The organism is Lonsdalea britannica (assembly GCF_002111595.1).
Classification (GTDB): domain Bacteria; phylum Pseudomonadota; class Gammaproteobacteria; order Enterobacterales; family Enterobacteriaceae; genus Lonsdalea; species Lonsdalea britannica.
Window position 1 is genome coordinate 1 of record NZ_LUTN01000023.1, and the last position, 18,148, is coordinate 18,148.

The window sequence follows — 18,148 nt, forward strand, 5'->3', positions numbered from 1 at the left end:
CCCTATTTAGGGGCGTAGTTCAATTGGTAGAGCACCGGTCTCCAAAACCGGGTGTTGGGAGTTCGAGTCTCTCCGCCCCTGCCAAGAAACAACCCTTCACATTATGTGAAGGGTTTTTTTTGTCTTTTTTACACCCATTCCATGAACGATCTCAACGCCTCAGCGACATCTTCCTTCTTGCGTTAAATCGCGCTCCATATCCTCGATGTTAAGTCATTCGCGGATCACAAAAATGTATTTGCTCACCGCGTTTCTGCCTTCGACTGACTAAGACGTGGTGGTATCCAATGGCGTAATCGAGACTTTCAGCAACTGCCGTATTAATGCCTGTTGATCGCTGTTTTGGAGCCAAACGGCATAAAAAGAGCGGCTAATGACAGGTGCGTCATCGATAATTTGCAGCTCTTCATACTGCTGTTGCCAGTGGTTAGGTAGGAATGCACACCCTCTCAATGTCGATATCAACTGACGCGTTAGCTGCGCAGACGTGGTTGTCAGCACGGGGGTATGGTCGCTCGGAAATAATCGGTTTTCCTGTTGATGAAAATCGGCGCCCCATTCGAGTCTGATATAGGGGAGATCTTCTTTTGATTGCTCTCCCTTCACTGTGAAAAGCGATAACGAGAAGTTTCCCAGTAATTGGCTGGCAAGCTCTTCCATCTTTGGGGCTTCAGTAGTAATGAGGAGATCCAGTTGTCTCTCCAGCAGCTGTTGTACCAGAGATTGCCGTAGCGCGATTCTGGCTTCCAACTGGAGGAGCGGCCGTTGCAGATAGAGTTCGTTCAGCCATGACGCTAAATAGGTCTCCCACAAAGAGGCGGTAGCACCGATAGAGAGAAGGCTATGTTGTTGCGAACGAGCAACCTCTTTCTTCGCGATAGACCAGGTTCCAATTAGATTCTCGGCATAGGGCAACAGCCTCTCTCCTGCCGGCGTCAGGCGGATATTGTTGCGATGGCGAGTAAACAGATTTGCGCCAAGTTGGTTCTCAAGTTGACGGATACGAAAGCTAACTGCCGACTGTGTCAGATAGAGTGATTCCGCAGCACGGCCGAAGTGCCTGGTTCTGCTCACTTCCAGGAAGGTTTTCAATAAGTCGGTGTCCATGCCTTTCTCCAAAAAAATTTGTCGTGATGATTTAAATGTTTTGTTTTACAGGAAGTCAAGCCTATCTAATACTCCGCGCCATAAAGGGCACGACCATAAAGCATTAGGAGCGTGTAAAATGGCAGAAAGCTTCTCTACAACCAGTCGTTTTTTTGATAACAAATTCTATCCACGTGGTTTTTCTCGACACGGTGACTTTACGATTAAAGAAGCTCAACTGCTGGAGCGTCATGGCCATGCGTTGAACGAGCTTGATATCGGTAAACGTCAGCCGGCCACGGATGAAGAAATCCAGTTTTTGGCTATGTGTCACGGCGAACGTAAACCTGAAACAGAGTTGGAAAAAATCTGGGCCAAATATACGGCACGTGTGCGCCGTCCCAAACGTTTTCACACTTTATCGGGTGGAAAACCGCAGATGGACACGGTTGAAGAATTCACTGAAAGCGATGATTGATAAAATGGGGACTCGGTCCCCATTTTGCCTTTCTACTGTCTCTATTTCTCTTTATGCCAAATTCTTATGCAGTTGAATCAATAATCGATCCATACAACGATAGCTCAGTGCTTCCGCGAGATGGTTTCGCTTGAGACTGTCTTCCTCAGACAGGTCTGCAATGGTACGGGCAACCTTTAAAATCCGATGCCATGCGCGTACTGAAAGTCCCAGCTTACTCATCACCTCCTCGAGATACTGCGCATCTTCGGATGTCAGATGACAGTGCGTTTCAATTTCCCGGGGACTGAGGTAGGCGTTTATTTTGTCCGCACGCGCTAATTGCCGCTGCCGGGCTGCCAGTACACGTGCACGCACTGTAGCGCTATTTTCTCCCTGGCTACGCTGTTTACGCAGAATACCCGGCGGTAACAACGGCACTTCGATAGAAATATCGAACCTGTCCAGAAAAGGACCCGAGAGGCGATTGAGATAACGGAGAATTTGCTGTGCCGGCATGCGGTTGTGGATGCCTGATAGTGTCCGGATGGGCTCGGATTCATCGCTGCGACCAGTTGAAATCGTGCGGGATAGCAAACTTTCGCTCTGGCTCGCGAGATAACGATTTCTCCCGACTCGAGCGGCTCTCGAAGCGAATCGAGCACGCGCCGTTCAAATTCCGGCAATTCATCAAGAAACAGAATGCCGTTGTGAGCGAGAGAAATTTCCCCTGGCTTCGGTAACGAGCCACCGCCAACCAGCGCTGCTATGGACGACGTGTGATGAGGCGCGCGAAACGGCCTGCTACGCCACTTATCCGGTTCGTTATAGCAGTTCACCAGACTATTTATCGCCGCGCTTTCCAGCGCCTCTGAGTCGTTGAGCGGCGGCATCAATCCAGCTAACCGACTCGCAAGCATGGTTTTCCCCGTACCCGGCGGGCCGAGGAATAACAGGTTATGGCCTCCAGCCGCGGCTATTTCCAGCGCCCGCTTGGCTTGTTCCTGGCCCACGATATCCTGTAGATCAAGCTCTGAGGCTGAATGGTGTGATTCCGATGGCAAAAGCCGGTTGCATGACAGGGTTACCTTGCCATGCAAAAAAGCGCATACCTGCAGCAAATGATTCGCCAGCAGAGCTTCACCCTCTGGAATGAGCGCCATTTCTCGCTGGTTATCCTCGGGGACGATCACGTGTCTGCCCGCTTTCTGCGCCTCTAATGCTGCCGAAATAGTGCCGTTAACGCCACGTAGCGCTCCTGAGAGGCCCAACTCACCCAGGAATTCATACTCGCTCAGTTTGTTACCGGGAATTTGTTCAGAGGCCGCTAAAATCGCTAAAGCGATGGGGAGATCGTAGCGTCCGCCTTCTTTGGGAAGATCCGCAGGCGCCAAATTGACGGTAATACGTTTGGCGGGGAAGGTGAAACCGCAGTTAAGCAGGGCGCTTCGTACCCGATCGCGCGCCTCCTTGACGGTGGTTTCCGGCAGGCCAACCAGTGTGAGTGCAGGCAACCCATTGCTGATGTGTACTTCGATGGAGACCTCTGGCGCCTGCATGCCGATGGTTGCTCGAGTAAAGGCTATGGCGAGTGTCATCGTGTTTCCTCCTTTTGCGGAGGATTATGCCCGTCATTTTTCGTGGCAAAAGAAAGTCCACATGATTTTGCGAAGCGATGCGAGGAAATTAATCGGGGTAGTCATGCCCGTTTGGAAAACTTCTCTACAAGGTATTCATTCCACGCCGAGTAAAAAAGTGAAATGGGCTATTGAAGTCCTTTATTAAATTTAATAATTGAATAATAAGAATTTTATTTGGCTTAGGACTGAAGCAATCAAATAATCACGGAAAAAAAATGTTGTCAGTCCGCGTCTGACTATGGTAACTCTGTAGTCATTCGTTCGACACTGATTAATGAATAAACCGAAAAATGAAAGCGTTTGCCCTCGTGATTAGCCTAGTCGTCATTAGCGTGGTGGTGATTATTAACCTACCGTGCGGGGCAGCACTTGGACGACGAATGGCTTAAAAATCAAAGCCGAATTCAAGAAAAACCCCCGCACCAAATGGTCGGGGGTTTTTTTATGGGGTCGGTATTCGTAACAAGGGAGCAGAGAATGTTCATCAGCATAAAATTCTGCCATACCCGAAAGAAGTTGGGGAAATGACTATGAATGGGGCTCAGTGGGTGGTACAAGCGTTGCGAGCGCAGGGAGTGGATAGTGTATTTGGCTATCCTGGTGGCGCAATCATGCCAGTTTATGATGCATTGTATGACGGGGGGGTCGATCACCTGCTATGCCGCCATGAACAAGGCGCTGCGATGGCCGCTATCGGCTATGCCCGTGCCACGGGTAGAGTCGGCGTCTGCATCGCGACTTCCGGTCCGGGCGCAACCAATCTGATTACTGGTCTGGCGGACGCACTGTTGGACTCGGTACCGATTGTGGCGATCACTGGTCAGGTCGGATCTTCACTGATTGGGACCGACGCCTTCCAGGAAATAGATGTCCTTGGCCTCTCGCTGGCGTGTACTAAACATAGCTTTCTTGTCGACTCCCTTGAATCCTTGCCGGAAATCATGGCGGAAGCCTTTGCGATTGCTCAAAGTGGGCGTCCGGGACCGGTACTGGTCGATATTCCCAAAGACATACAGCTGGCCGAAGGCGGCGAATTTACCCCTTACGTTTTCTCTCCGGCAGAGACCGGCAGCCTGCCGACGCAGGCGCTGACGGATGCCAATACGTTGCTGGCTCATGCCAAACAGCCCATTCTGTATATCGGCGGCGGCGTGGGAATGGCTCAGGCAGTTCCCGCTTTGCGCGAGTTTCTGGATACTACGCACATCCCCTGTGTCGCCACCTTGAAAGGGCTTGGCGCAGTGGACACGAATTATCCCTACTACCTCGGTATGATTGGGATGCACGGAACTAAAGCGGCAAACCTCATGGTGCAGCAGTGCGACCTGCTCATCGCAGTAGGCGCGCGCTTCGACGACCGCGTAACCGGCAAACTGAATACATTTGCCCCGAATGCCAGCGTGATCCACATGGATATTGACCCGGCTGAACTGAACAAACTGCGTCAGGCGCATGTGGCGTTGCAGGGGGATTTAAACCACCTGTTGCCAGCATTAAAACAGCCGCTGCGTATTGATGCCTGGCGTCAGCAAGCCACGTTGATGAAAGCCGAATATCCGTCGCGCTACGATCATCCGGGTGATGCCATTTATGCCCCGGCACTCCTGAAAACCTTGTCTGAGCGGATGCCGGCTAACACCGTCATCACTACGGATGTAGGGCAGCATCAGATGTGGGCGGCCCAGCATATGCAGGTCAATCGTCCGGAAAATTTCATTACGTCCAGCGGCCTCGGCACGATGGGTTTTGGAATTCCGGCTGCCGTCGGCGCTCAGGTGGCGCGGCTGATGATACGGTCATTTGTATCTCGGGTGACGGTTCCTTCATGATGAACATCCAGGAGCTGGGTACGATCAAACGCAAGCGTCTGCCGATGAAAATTGTGCTGTTGGATAATCAACGATTAGGCATGGTCAGGCAGTGGCAGGAGTTGTTCTTCGAAGAACGTTATAGCGAAACGACGCTCACCGACAACCCTGACTTCCTGATGCTGGCCAGCGCATTCGGCATCCCCGGCCAAAGCATTACACGTAAAGACCAGATTGATTCCGCTTTGAATGCACTGTTAACCAGTGACGGGCCGTACCTGTTGCATGTCTCCATCGATTCGTACGAAAACGTCTGGCCGCTGGTGCCGCCCGGTGCCGGCAATGAAACTATGTTGGAGGAGAGCGAATGAAACGCCATCAGATTTCCATTCAAGCCCGTTTTCGGCCAGAAACGCTGGAGCGTGTGCTACGCGTCGCTCGCCATCGCGGGTTTCAGGTTTCCGCCATGAATATGACGTCGCAGGATGACGGCGCGCAGGTCCATATCGAACTGACCGTTGCGAGTCAGCGGCCGGTCGATTTACTGTCAACGCAATTAAGCAAACTGCTGGACATCTCGCGCGTTGAGATCCAGTCACTGAGAGCATAATAGATACGTGCCTGAGGCACCGAGAAGGAAATTAACGATGACAAAGAAAGCTGACTATATCTGGTTCAACGGCGAAATGGTTCCTTGGGCAGATGCGAAAGTTCACGTGATGTCTCACGCCTTGCACTACGGGACTTCCGTGTTCGAAGGCGTCCGTTGCTATAACTCTCACCGTGGCCCGGTCGTGTTCCGCCACCGCGAGCATATGCAGCGTTTGCATGACTCCGCCAAGATCTACCGTATGCCGCTGTCTCAGAGCGTCGACGAACTGATGGAAGCGTGCCGCGAAACGCTGCGCAAAAACAACTTATCGAGCGCTTATATCCGTCCGTTGGTGTTCGTCGGCGATGTCGGCATGGGCGTGAATCCGCCTGAGGGTTATAAAACGGATGTGATCATCGCCGCCTTCCCGTGGGGCGCCTATCTGGGCGAAGAAGCGCTGGATCAGGGCATCGATGCGATGGTTTCATCATGGAACCGCGCGGCGGCCAACACGATCCCTACTGCGGCCAAAGCCGGCGGTAACTATCTGTCTTCGCTGCTGGTAGGGAGTGAAGCCCGTCGTCATGGCTATCAGGAAGGTATTGCGCTGGATGTTCACGGTTACGTTTCCGAAGGCGCTGGCGAAAACCTGTTCGAAGTGAAAAACGGCATCATCTTCACGCCGCCGTTCACCTCTTCGGCGCTGCCGGGAATTACCCGTGATGCCATCATCACGCTGGCGAAAAAGAAAGGATACGAAGTTCGCGAACAGGTGCTGTCCCGCGAATCGCTCTATCTGGCTGACGAAGTCTTTATGTCCGGCACCGCGGCGGAAATCACGCCGGTGCGTAGCGTTGACGGCATTCAGGTGGGTATCGGCAAATGTGGTCCTGTCACCAAGCAGCTGCAGCAGGCATTCTTCGGGCTGTTTACGGGTGAAACAGAAGATAAATGGGGCTGGCTGGATCCGGTTAACCGTTAATCACATCACCAACATTCTTTTCTTACCGGCAGCGCGTTTTGCTGCCGGTCATCTGTTTTAAACTGGAGTAATCAGAGTATGCCTAAGTACCGTTCAGCCACCACCACGCATGGTCGTAATATGGCTGGAGCGCGAGCCTTGTGGCGCGCCACAGGGATGACCGACGCCGATTTTGGCAAGCCTATCATTGCCGTTGTTAACTCGTTCACGCAATTCGTTCCCGGCCACGTACATCTGCGCGATCTGGGCAAGCTAGTCGCGGAACAGATCGAAGCTTCAGGCGGCGTAGCCAAAGAGTTCAATACCATTGCGGTCGATGACGGCATCGCGATGGGTCACGGCGGTATGCTCTACTCTCTGCCTTCCCGCGAACTGATCGCGGATTCCGTGGAGTACATGGTGAACGCACACTGCGCGGACGCCATGGTCTGCATTTCCAACTGTGACAAAATCACCCCGGGGATGATGATGGCGGCTCTGCGCCTCAACATCCCGGTCATTTTTGTTTCCGGCGGTCCGATGGAAGCCGGTAAAACCAAACTGTCCGACCAGCTGATCAAGCTGGATCTGGTCGACGCCATGATTCAGGGCGCCAACCCGAAAGTCAGCGATGAAGACAGCCTGCAGATTGAGCGTTCCGCCTGTCCGACCTGCGGCTCCTGCTCCGGTATGTTTACCGCCAACTCGATGAACTGTCTGACGGAAGCGCTGGGTCTGTCACAGCCGGGCAATGGTTCTCTGCTGGCGACGCATGCCGACCGTAAGCAGCTGTTCCTCAATGCCGGTAAGCGCATTGTCGAACTGACCAAACGTTACTACGAGCAGGACGACGATAGCGCGCTGCCGCGTAACATCGCCAACAAACATGCATTCGAAAACGCGATGACGCTGGATATCGCGATGGGCGGTTCCACCAACACCGTTCTCCACCTGCTGGCTTCTGCGCAGGAAGGCGAAGTCGACTTCACGATGGAAGACATCGATCGCCTGTCGCGTAAAGTGCCGCATCTGTGCAAAGTCGCGCCGAGCACGCAGAAATACCACATGGAAGACGTTCACCGTGCGGGCGGCGTGCTGGGTATTTTAGGCGAGCTGGATCGCGCGGGTCTGCTGCATCGCGACGTGACCAACATTTTGGGTATGTCGCTGCAGGAAACGCTGGCGGCCTACGATGTCATGCAGACACAAGATGAAAGCGTGAAGAAAATGTATGCGGCGGGCCCGGCGGGTATTCGCACCACGCAGGCTTTCTCTCAGGATTGTCGTTGGGATTCGCTGGATACCGACCGCAAAGAAGGGTGCATTCGCACCAAGGAATTTGCCTACAGTCAGGACGGTGGTCTGGCCGTGCTGTACGGCAACCTGGCGGAAGATGGCTGTATCGTCAAAACGGCGGGCGTGGATAAAAACAGCCTGGTGTTCCGTGGTCCCGCCAAAGTTTATGAGAGTCAGGATGACGCGGTAGACGCGATCCTGAACAGTAAAGTGGAAGCGGGCGACGTCGTGGTCATCCGTTACGAAGGCCCGAAAGGCGGTCCGGGTATGCAGGAGATGCTGTATCCAACCAGCTTCCTGAAATCGATGGGACTGGGCAAGGCCTGCGCGCTGATCACCGATGGCCGTTTCTCGGGCGGAACGTCCGGTCTGTCCATCGGTCATGCTTCACCGGAAGCCGCCAACGGCGGACTGATTGGGCTGGTGGAAGACGGCGACACCATCGCTATCGACATTCCAAACCGAGGTATTGTACTGGATGTGACCGAAGGTGAGCTGGCTCAGCGCCGGGAAGCGCAGCTGGCTCGTGGAGACGCGGCCTGGACGCCGAAGAAACGTGATCGTCAGGTTTCATTTGCATTACGCGCCTACGCCAGTCTGGCGACCAGCGCTGACAAAGGTGCCGTCCGGGACAAAAGCAAGCTGGGAGGCTAAAGCTGATGGCAGTTTCACAACCCCTTTCCGACGCCCCCTGCGGCGCGGAATACCTGCGGGCGGTTCTCCGCTCGCCGGTGTATGAAGTCGCGCAGGTCACGCCGCTGGAGCGAATGGATAAGCTATCCGCCCGCCTCGGCAACGATATTCTGGTGAAGCGGGAAGATCGCCAGGCCGTACACAGTTTCAAGCTGCGCGGCGCTTACGCCATGATGGCCGGGCTGAGCGACGAACAGAAGTCCCACGGCGTGGTCACGGCGTCGGCTGGCAACCATGCGCAGGGCGTGGCGCTCTCCGCCAATCGTCTGGGCATCAAGGCGCTGATCGTCATGCCGGTCGCGACGGCGGATATCAAAGTCGATGCCGTACGCGGTTTCGGCGGTGAAGTGCTGCTGCACGGCGCTAACTTTGATGAGGCTAAAGCCAAAGCCATTGAACTGTCAGAATGTCAAAAAATGACGTTCGTCCCGCCGTTTGACCATCCGGCCGTTATCGCCGGACAGGGCACGCTGGCGATGGAACTATTGCAGCAGGATGCGCATCTCGACCGGGTGTTTGTCCCGGTCGGCGGCGGTGGTCTGGCTGCGGGTGTCGCGGTGCTGATCAAGCAGCTGATGCCGCAAATCCAAGTCATCGGCGTTGAAGCGGAAGATTCTGCCTGCCTGCGCGCCGCGTTGGATGCGGGTGAGCCGGTGGATTTGGCTCGCGTCGGTCTGTTTGCGGAGGCGTGGCGGTCAAACGTATCGGCAACGAGACTTTCCGCCTGTGCCGGGAGTATCTGGATGACGTCATCACGGTCGACAGCGACTCTATCTGCGCCGCCGTCAAAGACCTGTTTGAAGACGTGCGTGCGGTGGCTGAGCCGTCTGGCGCCTTGGCGCTGGCCGGGATGAAAAAATATATCCAGCAGCACAACATTCAGGGCGAGCGCCTGGCGCACGTGCTGTCCGGGGCTAACGTCAATTTCCACGGGTTGCGCTACGTGTCCGAACGTTGCGAGCTGGGTGAACAGCGGGAAGCGTTGATGGCGGTGACTATCCCCGAGCAGAAAGGCAGCTTCCTGAAGCTGTGCCAACTGCTGGGCGGTCGCGCCATCACCGAATTCAACTATCGCTACTCCAGCGACGACGACGCCTGCATCTTCATGGGGGTACGCCTGACGCGCGGTCACGAAGAACGGCAGGAAATTCTGTCCGATTTACAGGCGGGCGGTTATCAGGTGGTCGATCTGTCTGATGATGAAATGGCGAAGCTGCACGTGCGTTACATGGTGGGTGGTCGACCGTCGAAGCCGCTGGAGGAAAAACTCTATAGCTTTGAGTTCCCTGAATCACCGGGCGCATTGCTGAAATTCCTCGTTACGCTGGGAACGCACTGGAATATCTCTCTGTTCCATTATCGTAGTCACGGAACGGACTACGGTCGCGTATTGGCCGCCTTCGAACTCGCTGAGCGTGATGAAGCGTTTGAGCGCCATCTGCATGATCTGGGTTATGAGTGTCACGAAGAAACCCAAAATCCAGCTTTTCGGTTTTTTATGAAAGGCTAACGCGCCACTAAGTGTTGCGTCTGGAAAGACCCTCTCGCGCCCGCTGGATGTTATTCAGCGGGCGCGTTATCGTTTAGAGGAAAACCGGGCGAGCGTCGCCCGTTGCCCCTCATTTTTCTAGGGTGTTCATGAGCCATGACGACAGGATTCCACGGATTTTCACAACAAGGCCTCACCTTTTTGCAGCAGGTGCGCCAGCACAACAGCAAAGAATGGTTCGAAGAACATCGAGCTGGCTATGAGGCTACCCTGTTGACACCGTTTCGCGCGCTGGTGGAATCGCTTGGCATCACAATGCTGCACATTGATGAACTTTTTGAAACGCGCCCAACGAAAACCCTCTCGCGTATTCATCGGGATACCCGTTTTTCTCGCGATAAATCCCGTTATCGCAGCAGCATGTGGCTGACCTTCAAGCGCAGCCGTAAAAACTGGACTGATGCACCGGCCTATTTCTTCGAAATCAGGCCAGACAGCTGGCACTACGGGTTGGGCTACTACAGCGCCAGTCAACCCACGATGGCGCTGTTTCGGCAGACGTTACTCGAAGATCCGCCGCGTTTTCTCAAGATTGCAGACTGTCTGGGCGATGAATTTGTGCTGGAGGGCGAGAGCTATCGCAGGCCGCTCATCAAAGACCAGTCCGAGGCGTTGGCGCACTGGTATAACCGTAAATCATTTGCGGCAATGGCTATCCGTCAGGATATGTCCGCGCTGTTCAGCGGCGAATTGGTGACGGTGCTGGCCGAAGGCTTCACCCGGCTGGAGCCGTTATACCGCTATCTGATGGATATTGAGACGATGAAACGGGCCGAGCAGGCCAGAGCGTTCGACGCCCTGTCCGATCGGTCGCTGCCGTCGCAGCGTTGATTGCTTCGCTGAAACCGCCGCGCTATTGCGTCTCCTGTAGCGTCTCCCAGAAGGCGGCAATCAGGGGCTCGCTCAGGCGTTTTTTCTGCATACAGATCCCAAGCGGGATGGGCTCCAGAATTTGCTCTTGCAGCACGAACACGCGATTGCGTACGGGCTCAGGGCTGTTTTCCAGCACGACGTCGGGGACCAGCGCCACGCCACACCCTACCGCCACCATAGATACCATGGCTTCATGTCCGGAAACGGTCGCATAGATCAGCGGACTGGCGATTTTCTGATGGCGGAACCAGCGCTCGGTGAGCTTTCTGACCGGCCCGTACTGCGGCAAAATAAAGGGAACCTGGCTCCAGTCAACGTGGGGATCCTGCATTTGGACTTGGACAGGACAAGGCATCGTCGGGATGACCAACGCAATGCGAATGTTGCCGATAGGGATGAACACCATGCTGGGCGGCAGCAATTCCGGATGACCCGCGATGCTGAGGTCGGCGACGTTCGAACGGACTTTGTCGACCGCGTCGGCGGCATCGCCCGTTGTCAGCTTGATCTCGACCAGCGGATGGCGAGCGCGAAAACGATCCAGAATCGTCGGCAAATGACTATAAGCGCCCGTTACCGAGCAAAAGACCCGCAGTTCGCCGCTGAGCGACTGGCCGTGCTGGGACATCGCTAACTGCATCTGCTGATACTGCAACAGCGTTTGTTGGGCGAAGATTTTTAGATGTTCGCCGGCATCGGTCAGTCGCACCGTACGGTTATCCCGTAAAAACAGCGCCTGCCCAATGTCTTCCTCCATGCGCTGTATCTGGCGCGACAGCGTTGACGGGCTGATATGCATAGCCTTGGCAGTGTGACCAAAGTGGTGACTTTCCACCAGGTGCAGGAATAATTTGAGATCGCGTAAATCCATCGAATGCAGACCCTATTTTCACGTTGCATATTATGCAATGACACGTTGTTAATATATCAATTTAAGCAATGCAATTCCTGTCATATGATGTGTCTATTGCGGGGCCGCCGAGGCGGCAACCCAAAGAGACAACGGCAACTAACACATCATTATGGAGCATCTCCACATGGCTAACTACTTCGATACCTTGAACCTGCGTCAGAAGCTGGCGCAATTGGGCAAATGTCGCTTTATGAACCGCGACGAATTTGCTGATGAAGCTAACTACCTCAAGGGCAAGAAAGTCGTGATCGTGGGATGTGGCGCTCAGGGGCTAAACCAGGGTCTGAACATGCGCGATTCCGGTCTGGACATCGCTTATGCCTTGCGTAAAGAAGCCATCGCCGAGAAGCGTGCTTCATGGCGCAAAGCGACCGAAAACGGCTTCACCGTTGGCACTTACGAAGACCTGATCCCGCAGGCGGATCTGGTGGTTAACCTGACGCCGGACAAACAGCATTCCGCCGTGGTACAGGCCGTACAGCCGCTGATGAAACAGGGCGCTGCGCTGGGTTACTCTCACGGTTTCAATATCGTAGAAGTGGGCGAGCAAGTGCGCAAAGACATCACGGTTGTGATGGTCGCACCGAAATGCCCGGGTACGGAAGTACGCGAAGAGTACAAACGTGGTTTCGGCGTGCCGACTTTGATCGCGGTTCACCCGGAAAACGACCCGAAAGGCGAAGGGATGGCGATTGCTAAAGCCTGGGCTGCGGCGACCGGTGGTCACCGTGCAGGCGTTCTGGAGTCCTCCTTCGTGGCCGAAGTCAAATCCGACCTGATGGGCGAACAGACTATCCTGTGCGGCATGCTGCAGGCGGGTTCTCTGCTGAGCTTCGACAAACTGGTTGCTGACGGCGTTGAACCGGCGTATGCAGAAAAACTGATTCAGTACGGATGGGAAACCATCACCGAAGCGCTGAAGCAGGGCGGTATCTCTCTGATGATGGATCGCCTGTCTAACCCGGCGAAACTGCGTGCTTACGCGCTGTCTGAACAGCTGAAGACCCTGATGGCGCCGCTGTTCCAGAAACACATGGATGACATCATCTCCGGCGCATTTTCTCGCGGCATGATGGAAGATTGGGCTAACGGTGACGTGAAACTGCTGACCTGGCGTGAAGAGACCGGCAAAACCGCGTTCGAAAACGCACCGCAGTTCGAAGGTAAAATCGGCGAGCAGGAATACTTCGATAATGGCGTGCTGATGATTGCATGGTGAAAGCCGGGGTTGAGCTGGCGTTCGAAACGATGGTGAGCTCCGGCATCATCGAAGAGTCTGCCTACTACGAATCACTGCACGAACTGCCGTTGATCGCGAACACCATCGCCCGTAAGCGTCTGTACGAAATGAACGTGGTCATTTCCGATACGGCGGAATACGGTAACTACCTGTTCGCCAATGCCGCGGTACCGCTGCTGAAAGAGATGTTCATGAGCAGCCTGCAACCGGGCGATATCGGTAAAGCCGTCGCCGCGACGGCGGTAGACAACGCCCAGCTGCGTGACGTTAACGAAGCCGTTCGCAACCATCCTATCGAAGTGGTCGGTAAGAAACTGCGTGGCTACATGACCGACATGAAACGTATTGCGGTTGCGGGATAATCCTGCACGTCGATAAGACGTTATTCCGGCAATAACAAAGGGCGCAACGAAGGTTGCGCCCTTTTTGATCGCGCTTGTCCGCAATGGAATCAGCGCGAGAATGGCCGGTGGATCACCCGCCAGCCCGGTTCACGAGATCAACGGCGGTATAGCACTTTGATGATGTGATAGCCGAACTGGGTTTTAACCGGTCCGCAGGGCTTGAGCAGCTCGCAGGAGAACACGGCTTTATCAAACGTCGGCACCATATCGCCCTGGCGGAATTCGCCCAGGTCGCCGCCGTTGCGTTTGGACGGACAGTTTGAAAACTTCTTGGCTAACTGCTGGAAGTCTGCGCCTTGTTCCAGCTGGGCCAGGATGTCGTTGGCCTGCTGTTCCGTATCGACCAGAATGTGCAGCGCCGAAGCTGTTTTTGCCATGGAATATACCTTTTTTAATCGGGGGTTGCTGGCAGGCACTGTAACCCGCGTGCAATACCAATAGCAATGCGCGGTGTCTCGTCGGCGACCACTTCCGCCGATCCTCCCCCCGCGACTTTTGCTACAATCGCCTTCCGTTTGAACAAAGAGCAAGATGTCCCATGCGCTTAAACCCCAGCCAACAACACGCCGTCGAGTTTGTTACCGGTCCCTGCCTGGTTCTGGCCGGCGCCGGTTCCGGTAAAACGCGCGTTATCACGCAGAAGATAGCCCATCTGATACGGGAGTGCGGCTATCAGGCGCGCAATATCGCGGCAGTCACCTTTACCAATAAGGCGGCCCGCGAGATGAAGGAGCGTGTGGCGCAGACGCTGGGACGAAAGGAAAGCCGCGGTTTGATGATTGCGACCTTCCATACGCTGGGGCTGGAGATCATCAAGCGCGAATATGCCGCGCTGGAAATGAAGTCCAATTTCTCTCTGTTCGACGATCAGGATCAGCTGGCGTTGCTCAAGGAGCTGACCGAAACCTGGTTGCAGAATGACAAAGAACTGCTGCAACAGTTGATCTCGACGATCTCCAACTGGAAAAACGATCTGATCGAACCGCCTCAGGCCGCCGCGCTGGCGCGATCGGAACGGGATCGTCTGTTCGCGCACTGTTATCAGCTCTACAGCGAACACCTGCGTGCCTGCAACGTATTGGACTTTGACGATCTTATCCTGCTGCCAACGCTATTGTTTCGGCGTAATGAACAGGCCCGCGAACGCTGGCAGCATCGCCTGCGTTATCTGCTGGTGGATGAATATCAGGACACCAATACCAGTCAGTACGAGCTGGTCAAACAGCTGGTGGGCAGTCGCGCGCGCTTTACCGTGGTCGGCGATGACGACCAGTCGATTTACTCCTGGCGCGGCGCGCGTCCCCAGAACCTGGAACTGCTCCAGCACGACTTTCCTGCGTTGCAGGTGATTAAACTGGAGCAGAATTACCGTTCGTCCGGACGCATTCTGAAAGCGGCTAATATCCTGATCGCCAACAACCCGCACGTCTTCGAGAAACGGCTCTATTCGGAGCTGGCGTATGGCAACGAACTGAAGATTATTACCGCCAACAATGAAGATCATGAAGCTGAACGCGTGGTCGGCGAACTGATCGCGCATCACTTCATCAACAAGACCCAGTACCGCGACTACGCCATCCTTTATCGCGGTAATCATCAGTCGCGGCTGTTCGAGAAAGTGCTGATGCAAAACCGCATTCCTTACAAAATTTCCGGCGGTAGCTCGTTCTTCTCTCGCCCGGAAATCAAGGATCTGTTGGCGTACCTGCGCGTGTTGACCAATGCTGACGATGACAGCGCGTTTTTGCGTATCGTGAATACGCCGAAGCGTGAAATCGGTCCGGCTACGTTGAAGAAGCTGGGTGAATGGGCTAACCAGCGTAACCGCAGCCTGTTTCACGCCAGCTTCGATGTAGGGTTGACTCAGGTGCTGACTGGCCGCGGTCTGGAATCGCTCCAGCGTTTTACGCAGTGGCTGGCAGAGATTGCCCGCCAGGCGGAACGGGAGCCGGTGGCGGCGGTACGCGATTTGATCCACGGGTTGGATTACGAAAGTTGGCTGTATGAAACCTCCCCCAGCCAGAAAGCGGCGGAGATGCGTATGAAAAACGTCAACCAGCTGTTTACGTGGATGACGGAAATGCTGGAGGGAAGCGATCTGGACGAGCCGATGACGCTGACGCAGGTCGTCACACGCTTCACGTTGCGAGACATGATGGAACGCAACGAAAGCGAGGAGGATCTTGATCAGGTGCAGCTTATGACGCTGCACGCGTCCAAAGGGCTGGAGTTTCCCAATGTTTATCTGGTGGGGATGGAAGAAGGGTTGTTGCCGCACCAGACCAGTATCGATGAAGACAATGTCGACGAAGAGCGGCGGTTGGCCTATGTCGGCATCACCCGGGCGCAAAAAGAGCTGACCTTCACGATGTGTCGCGAGCGCCGGCAGTATGGCGAATTAATTCGTCCGGAACCCAGTCGGTTTCTGCTGGAGCTGCCGCAGGACGACGTCGAGTGGGAGACGGTGAGAAAAGTGGTCAGCCCACAGGAGCGAATGCAGAAAGGGCAAGGGCATTTGGCGAATATTCGCGCCCAGCTGGCGAAGGCGAGAGGCAAAGAGTAGTTCCGCGCCTATCACCCTACGTTTCGACGCAGGCCAATCGCCCGCTGTCGTCGTCTGGACGCGCGTAAAACGAAAAAGAAATCCCGCCAGACGAGAGGACTCGCTGGCGGGATTTTTCGTTCCGACGTTATTGCGTCAGCGTCTTGCCGTCCAGGGTCACGTTTTTGACCGTCCCGATTTTCCACGGCGCGGTGCCGTTGAGCAGGTTCGTGAATCCCACGCGATTGAACGTACTGTCCTGAACATCGTCGATTGAGGCGGGAGGGACGCCGTCCAGCGTCACATTATTGAAGTTCAGCTGACTGTGCCAAATCCCCTTGGCGCTGTCGCCGACGATCTCAATCGATGGATAGGCGCCGGAAGTGCCCTGCACCGTGACGTTACTGACTGCAAAGTCGTAGAATCGGGCGGGCGTTTTGGCTGCCGGATAATCCACGGTTGCGTTGGAGTCCGAATAGCTTAGCGTGACGACCACCGCCTGTTTAACGATGTTCTTCATCGCATTATTGCGAAATATCACGCTATGCGCGCCGCCGCCGATATCCGGCGCGCTCTTGGCGCGCAGGCCGACGTCGGTTTTCTGCATCACATTGTTTTCCGCCACAATATCTTGTATCCAGGCACCGGTATGGCTGCCGGTCACTATCGCGCCATGCCCCATACGGAAATAGTTGTTGAACAGCCATGCGCCTTTCATGGGTTCTTGCTGGCTGGCGTTTTCGCCCGTACCGGCGGCGAAGTTGATGCAATCATCGCCGGTGTCGAAGACGTTGTTAAAGGCCATCACGTTCTGGCTATTGCCGAACTCCACGCCGTCGGCGTTGTTGGCGTCGTAGGTCTGGTGCGTCAGGCCGTTCACCACCGCATTATGATTTTCCAACAGCATAATGCCGTGGAATGCAGGGTTGCGGACGGTGAAATCGGCAAGGTAGACGTTTTCCACACCGCGTAGCGTCATCAGGCTGGAGCGGCCCTGACCGTAGGCCAGTTTGGCGTCAACGCCGTTATTGACCAGTTTATCCACCTGATTTTTGGCTAAAATTCCATCCTGACTCACCTTGCCGCTGTTGCTCGCTACGTATTGCGGCAGCGTCGTGTTAGTTTCATCCGTCACCGTGGCGTTGGGCGCACGTTTCCAGCCGTTACCATCGATGACGCCTTGACCCACGATGCGGATGTTTTTGAACGTTCCCGGCGTACTGCTGTTTTTGTCGATCGCATTAATCAACGATGCCGGGCGGGTAAAGCTGGAATAGGGATACAGCGTATAGCCGTCGGGATAATCACTGGGGTTGTCGGAACCCAGCAGCGTCGCGCCCTTGACCAGATTCAGCGTCATATCGCTTTTCAGCCACAGGCGCCGGTTTTGAATACGCCCGCAGGGACATCCACGCGGCAGCCCGCGTTACAGGCGTCGATGGCTTTCTGAATAGCGGCCGTGTTCAACGTCACGCCATCGCCTTTTGCGCCGTATTGGGTGACGTTCAACACCTGTGGCACACGGGTGGTTTTGGCGGTAACAGCGTTACTGTCGCTGGATACCGTGCCATCGGCATAAACGACCCGAACGGTGAACTGGTATTGGGTATTTGCCTTCAGGTTATCAATCCGAGCATTGTGTATGACGATCCGATGCTGAAAGTTGGCGCTATCGTTTTTGTAGAACGCGGAGATATACCGGCTGGCGGGGGCGCTGACGGCGTTTTTCTCGCTGGCCAAGCCGATCGGCTTTCCGTCCTGATAAATCTGATAGTCGACGATGTTGGAGGTATCTTCCGGCGCGTCCCACACCAATACGACGCTATGGTCATCGTAGGCGAGCGTGGGTACGCGTAGCTGTTGAGGCAGGTTATCGGCAGCAGACGATGCACAGGTAAATACTAGCAATGCGGCGGCTGCGCTCACGGAATCGCGCGCAGGCAGGGAGAATCCTTTCATCCTTGATCCTTTGATTTTAAACATAGAGGTAAGCCGTCATGACGATTTTCAATGAAAACATCATGTTACGACAGCGATATGTCCTGTATCGATTCAGGGCTGGAAAAACATCGCAGATTTTGAGGAACGAGGAAA

At 54.9% G+C, this 18,148-nt stretch carries 11 protein-coding genes, 1 tRNA gene and 5 pseudogenes; 11 read left to right on the plus strand and 6 right to left on the minus strand.

Going from position 1 to position 18,148, the window contains the following annotated elements:
• Window positions 1-8 precede the first annotated feature (8 nt).
• Window positions 9-84 (plus strand) — tRNA-Trp (locus AU509_RS15915).
• Window positions 85-267: 183 nt separating this feature from the next.
• On the opposite strand, the gene hdfR is transcribed toward AU509_RS15915, so the two are convergent.
• Window positions 268-1,107, minus strand: a complete 840-nt coding sequence (gene hdfR / locus AU509_RS15920) for an HTH-type transcriptional regulator HdfR (protein WP_094118811.1) — start codon at window positions 1,105-1,107, stop codon at window positions 268-270.
• A gap of 118 nt (window positions 1,108-1,225) precedes the next feature.
• On the opposite strand from hdfR, the gene AU509_RS15925 reads away from it, so the two are divergent.
• The gene (locus AU509_RS15925) at window positions 1,226-1,564 is read left to right on the plus strand and encodes a MaoP family protein (protein ID WP_085652147.1); all 339 of its coding nucleotides are present in this window, start codon (window positions 1,226-1,228) and stop codon (window positions 1,562-1,564) included.
• A gap of 51 nt (window positions 1,565-1,615) precedes the next feature.
• Here the strand turns inward: AU509_RS15925 and AU509_RS19135 are convergent, their stop codons facing one another.
• On the minus strand, window positions 1,616-1,984 hold the full coding sequence (locus AU509_RS19135) for a magnesium chelatase subunit ChlI family protein (RefSeq protein ID WP_409359773.1): 369 nt from the start codon (window positions 1,982-1,984) through the stop codon (window positions 1,616-1,618).
• Between the two features lie 48 nt (window positions 1,985-2,032).
• A pseudogene (locus AU509_RS15930) lies at window positions 2,033-3,141 on the minus strand (YifB family Mg chelatase-like AAA ATPase); the annotation flags it as partial.
• A 332-nt stretch (window positions 3,142-3,473) separates the two neighbouring features.
• On the opposite strand from AU509_RS15930, the gene ilvL reads away from it, so the two are divergent.
• The 7 genes and pseudogenes from ilvL to AU509_RS15965 all read left to right on the plus strand — a co-directional run bounded on the left by ilvL (window position 3,474) and on the right by AU509_RS15965 (window position 10,913).
• On the plus strand, window positions 3,474-3,572 hold the full coding sequence (ilvL, locus tag AU509_RS15935) for an ilv operon leader peptide (protein WP_071999801.1): 99 nt from the start codon (window positions 3,474-3,476) through the stop codon (window positions 3,570-3,572).
• Window positions 3,573-3,713: 141 nt separating this feature from the next.
• Window positions 3,714-5,362 (plus strand): annotated as a pseudogene (ilvG, locus tag AU509_RS15940) (acetolactate synthase 2 catalytic subunit).
• Window positions 5,359-5,601: an acetolactate synthase 2 small subunit gene (ilvM, locus tag AU509_RS15945; RefSeq protein WP_094118812.1), complete on the plus strand. Its 243-nt coding sequence runs from the start codon at window positions 5,359-5,361 to the stop codon at window positions 5,599-5,601. Before ilvG ends, ilvM begins: the two are co-directional and overlap by 4 nt.
• Window positions 5,602-5,638: 37 nt before the next feature.
• Entirely contained in the window at window positions 5,639-6,565 is a 927-nt protein-coding gene (locus tag AU509_RS15950; protein WP_085652150.1) for a branched-chain amino acid transaminase, read from the plus strand.
• A gap of 78 nt (window positions 6,566-6,643) precedes the next feature.
• Window positions 6,644-8,494 carry a dihydroxy-acid dehydratase gene (gene ilvD, locus AU509_RS15955; protein ID WP_085652151.1) on the plus strand — a complete coding sequence of 617 codons (1,851 nt, stop codon included), beginning with the start codon at window positions 6,644-6,646 and terminating at the stop codon, window positions 8,492-8,494.
• A gap of 5 nt (window positions 8,495-8,499) precedes the next feature.
• Window positions 8,500-10,043, plus strand: a pseudogene (gene ilvA, locus AU509_RS15960) (threonine ammonia-lyase, biosynthetic).
• Window positions 10,044-10,178: 135 nt separating this feature from the next.
• Window positions 10,179-10,913 carry a DUF2461 domain-containing protein gene (locus AU509_RS15965; RefSeq protein WP_085652153.1) on the plus strand — a complete coding sequence of 245 codons (735 nt, stop codon included), beginning with the start codon at window positions 10,179-10,181 and terminating at the stop codon, window positions 10,911-10,913.
• Window positions 10,914-10,935: 22 nt separating this feature from the next.
• Here AU509_RS15965 and ilvY read toward each other — a convergent pair whose 3' ends face one another.
• Complete coding sequence (gene ilvY / locus AU509_RS15970) at window positions 10,936-11,826, minus strand: HTH-type transcriptional activator IlvY (protein ID WP_085652154.1); 891 nt, start codon at window positions 11,824-11,826, stop codon at window positions 10,936-10,938.
• Window positions 11,827-11,992: 166 nt separating this feature from the next.
• Here ilvY and ilvC point away from each other — a divergent pair.
• Window positions 11,993-13,470: pseudogene (ilvC, locus tag AU509_RS15975) on the plus strand (ketol-acid reductoisomerase).
• 137 nt (window positions 13,471-13,607) lie between these two features.
• Here ilvC and ppiC read toward each other — a convergent pair.
• Window positions 13,608-13,889, minus strand: coding sequence for a peptidylprolyl isomerase PpiC (ppiC, locus tag AU509_RS15980; protein ID WP_085652156.1), 282 nt, complete (start codon window positions 13,887-13,889; stop codon window positions 13,608-13,610).
• Between the two features lie 161 nt (window positions 13,890-14,050).
• Between ppiC and rep the strand changes: the two genes are divergently transcribed.
• Window positions 14,051-16,075, plus strand: a complete 2,025-nt coding sequence (gene rep, locus AU509_RS15985; RefSeq protein WP_094118813.1) for a DNA helicase Rep — start codon at window positions 14,051-14,053, stop codon at window positions 16,073-16,075.
• A gap of 127 nt (window positions 16,076-16,202) precedes the next feature.
• On the opposite strand, the pseudogene AU509_RS15990 reads toward rep, so the two are convergent.
• Window positions 16,203-18,013, minus strand: a pseudogene (locus AU509_RS15990) (glycosyl hydrolase family 28 protein).
• Between the last annotated feature and the right edge of the window lie 135 nt (window positions 18,014-18,148).

Excerpts from the sequence above, each read along its gene's own strand:
- ppiC (WP_085652156.1), bottom strand. The coding sequence starts at position 13,889 with ATGGCAAAAACAGCTTCGGCGCTGCACATTCTGGTCGATACGGAACAG.
- hdfR (WP_094118811.1), bottom strand. The coding sequence starts at position 1,107 with ATGGACACCGACTTATTGAAAACCTTCCTGGAAGTGAGCAGAACCAGG.
- ilvD (WP_085652151.1), top strand. The coding sequence starts at position 6,644 with ATGCCTAAGTACCGTTCAGCCACCACCACGCATGGTCGTAATATGGCT.
- ilvM (WP_094118812.1), top strand. The coding sequence starts at position 5,359 with ATGAAACGCCATCAGATTTCCATTCAAGCCCGTTTTCGGCCAGAAACG.
- AU509_RS15965 (WP_085652153.1), top strand. The coding sequence starts at position 10,179 with ATGACGACAGGATTCCACGGATTTTCACAACAAGGCCTCACCTTTTTG.
- AU509_RS15925 (WP_085652147.1), top strand. The coding sequence starts at position 1,226 with ATGGCAGAAAGCTTCTCTACAACCAGTCGTTTTTTTGATAACAAATTC.
- AU509_RS15950 (WP_085652150.1), top strand. The coding sequence starts at position 5,639 with ATGACAAAGAAAGCTGACTATATCTGGTTCAACGGCGAAATGGTTCCT.
- ilvL (WP_071999801.1), top strand. The coding sequence starts at position 3,474 with ATGAAAGCGTTTGCCCTCGTGATTAGCCTAGTCGTCATTAGCGTGGTG.
- rep (WP_094118813.1), top strand. The coding sequence starts at position 14,051 with ATGCGCTTAAACCCCAGCCAACAACACGCCGTCGAGTTTGTTACCGGT.
- ilvY (WP_085652154.1), bottom strand. The coding sequence starts at position 11,826 with ATGGATTTACGCGATCTCAAATTATTCCTGCACCTGGTGGAAAGTCAC.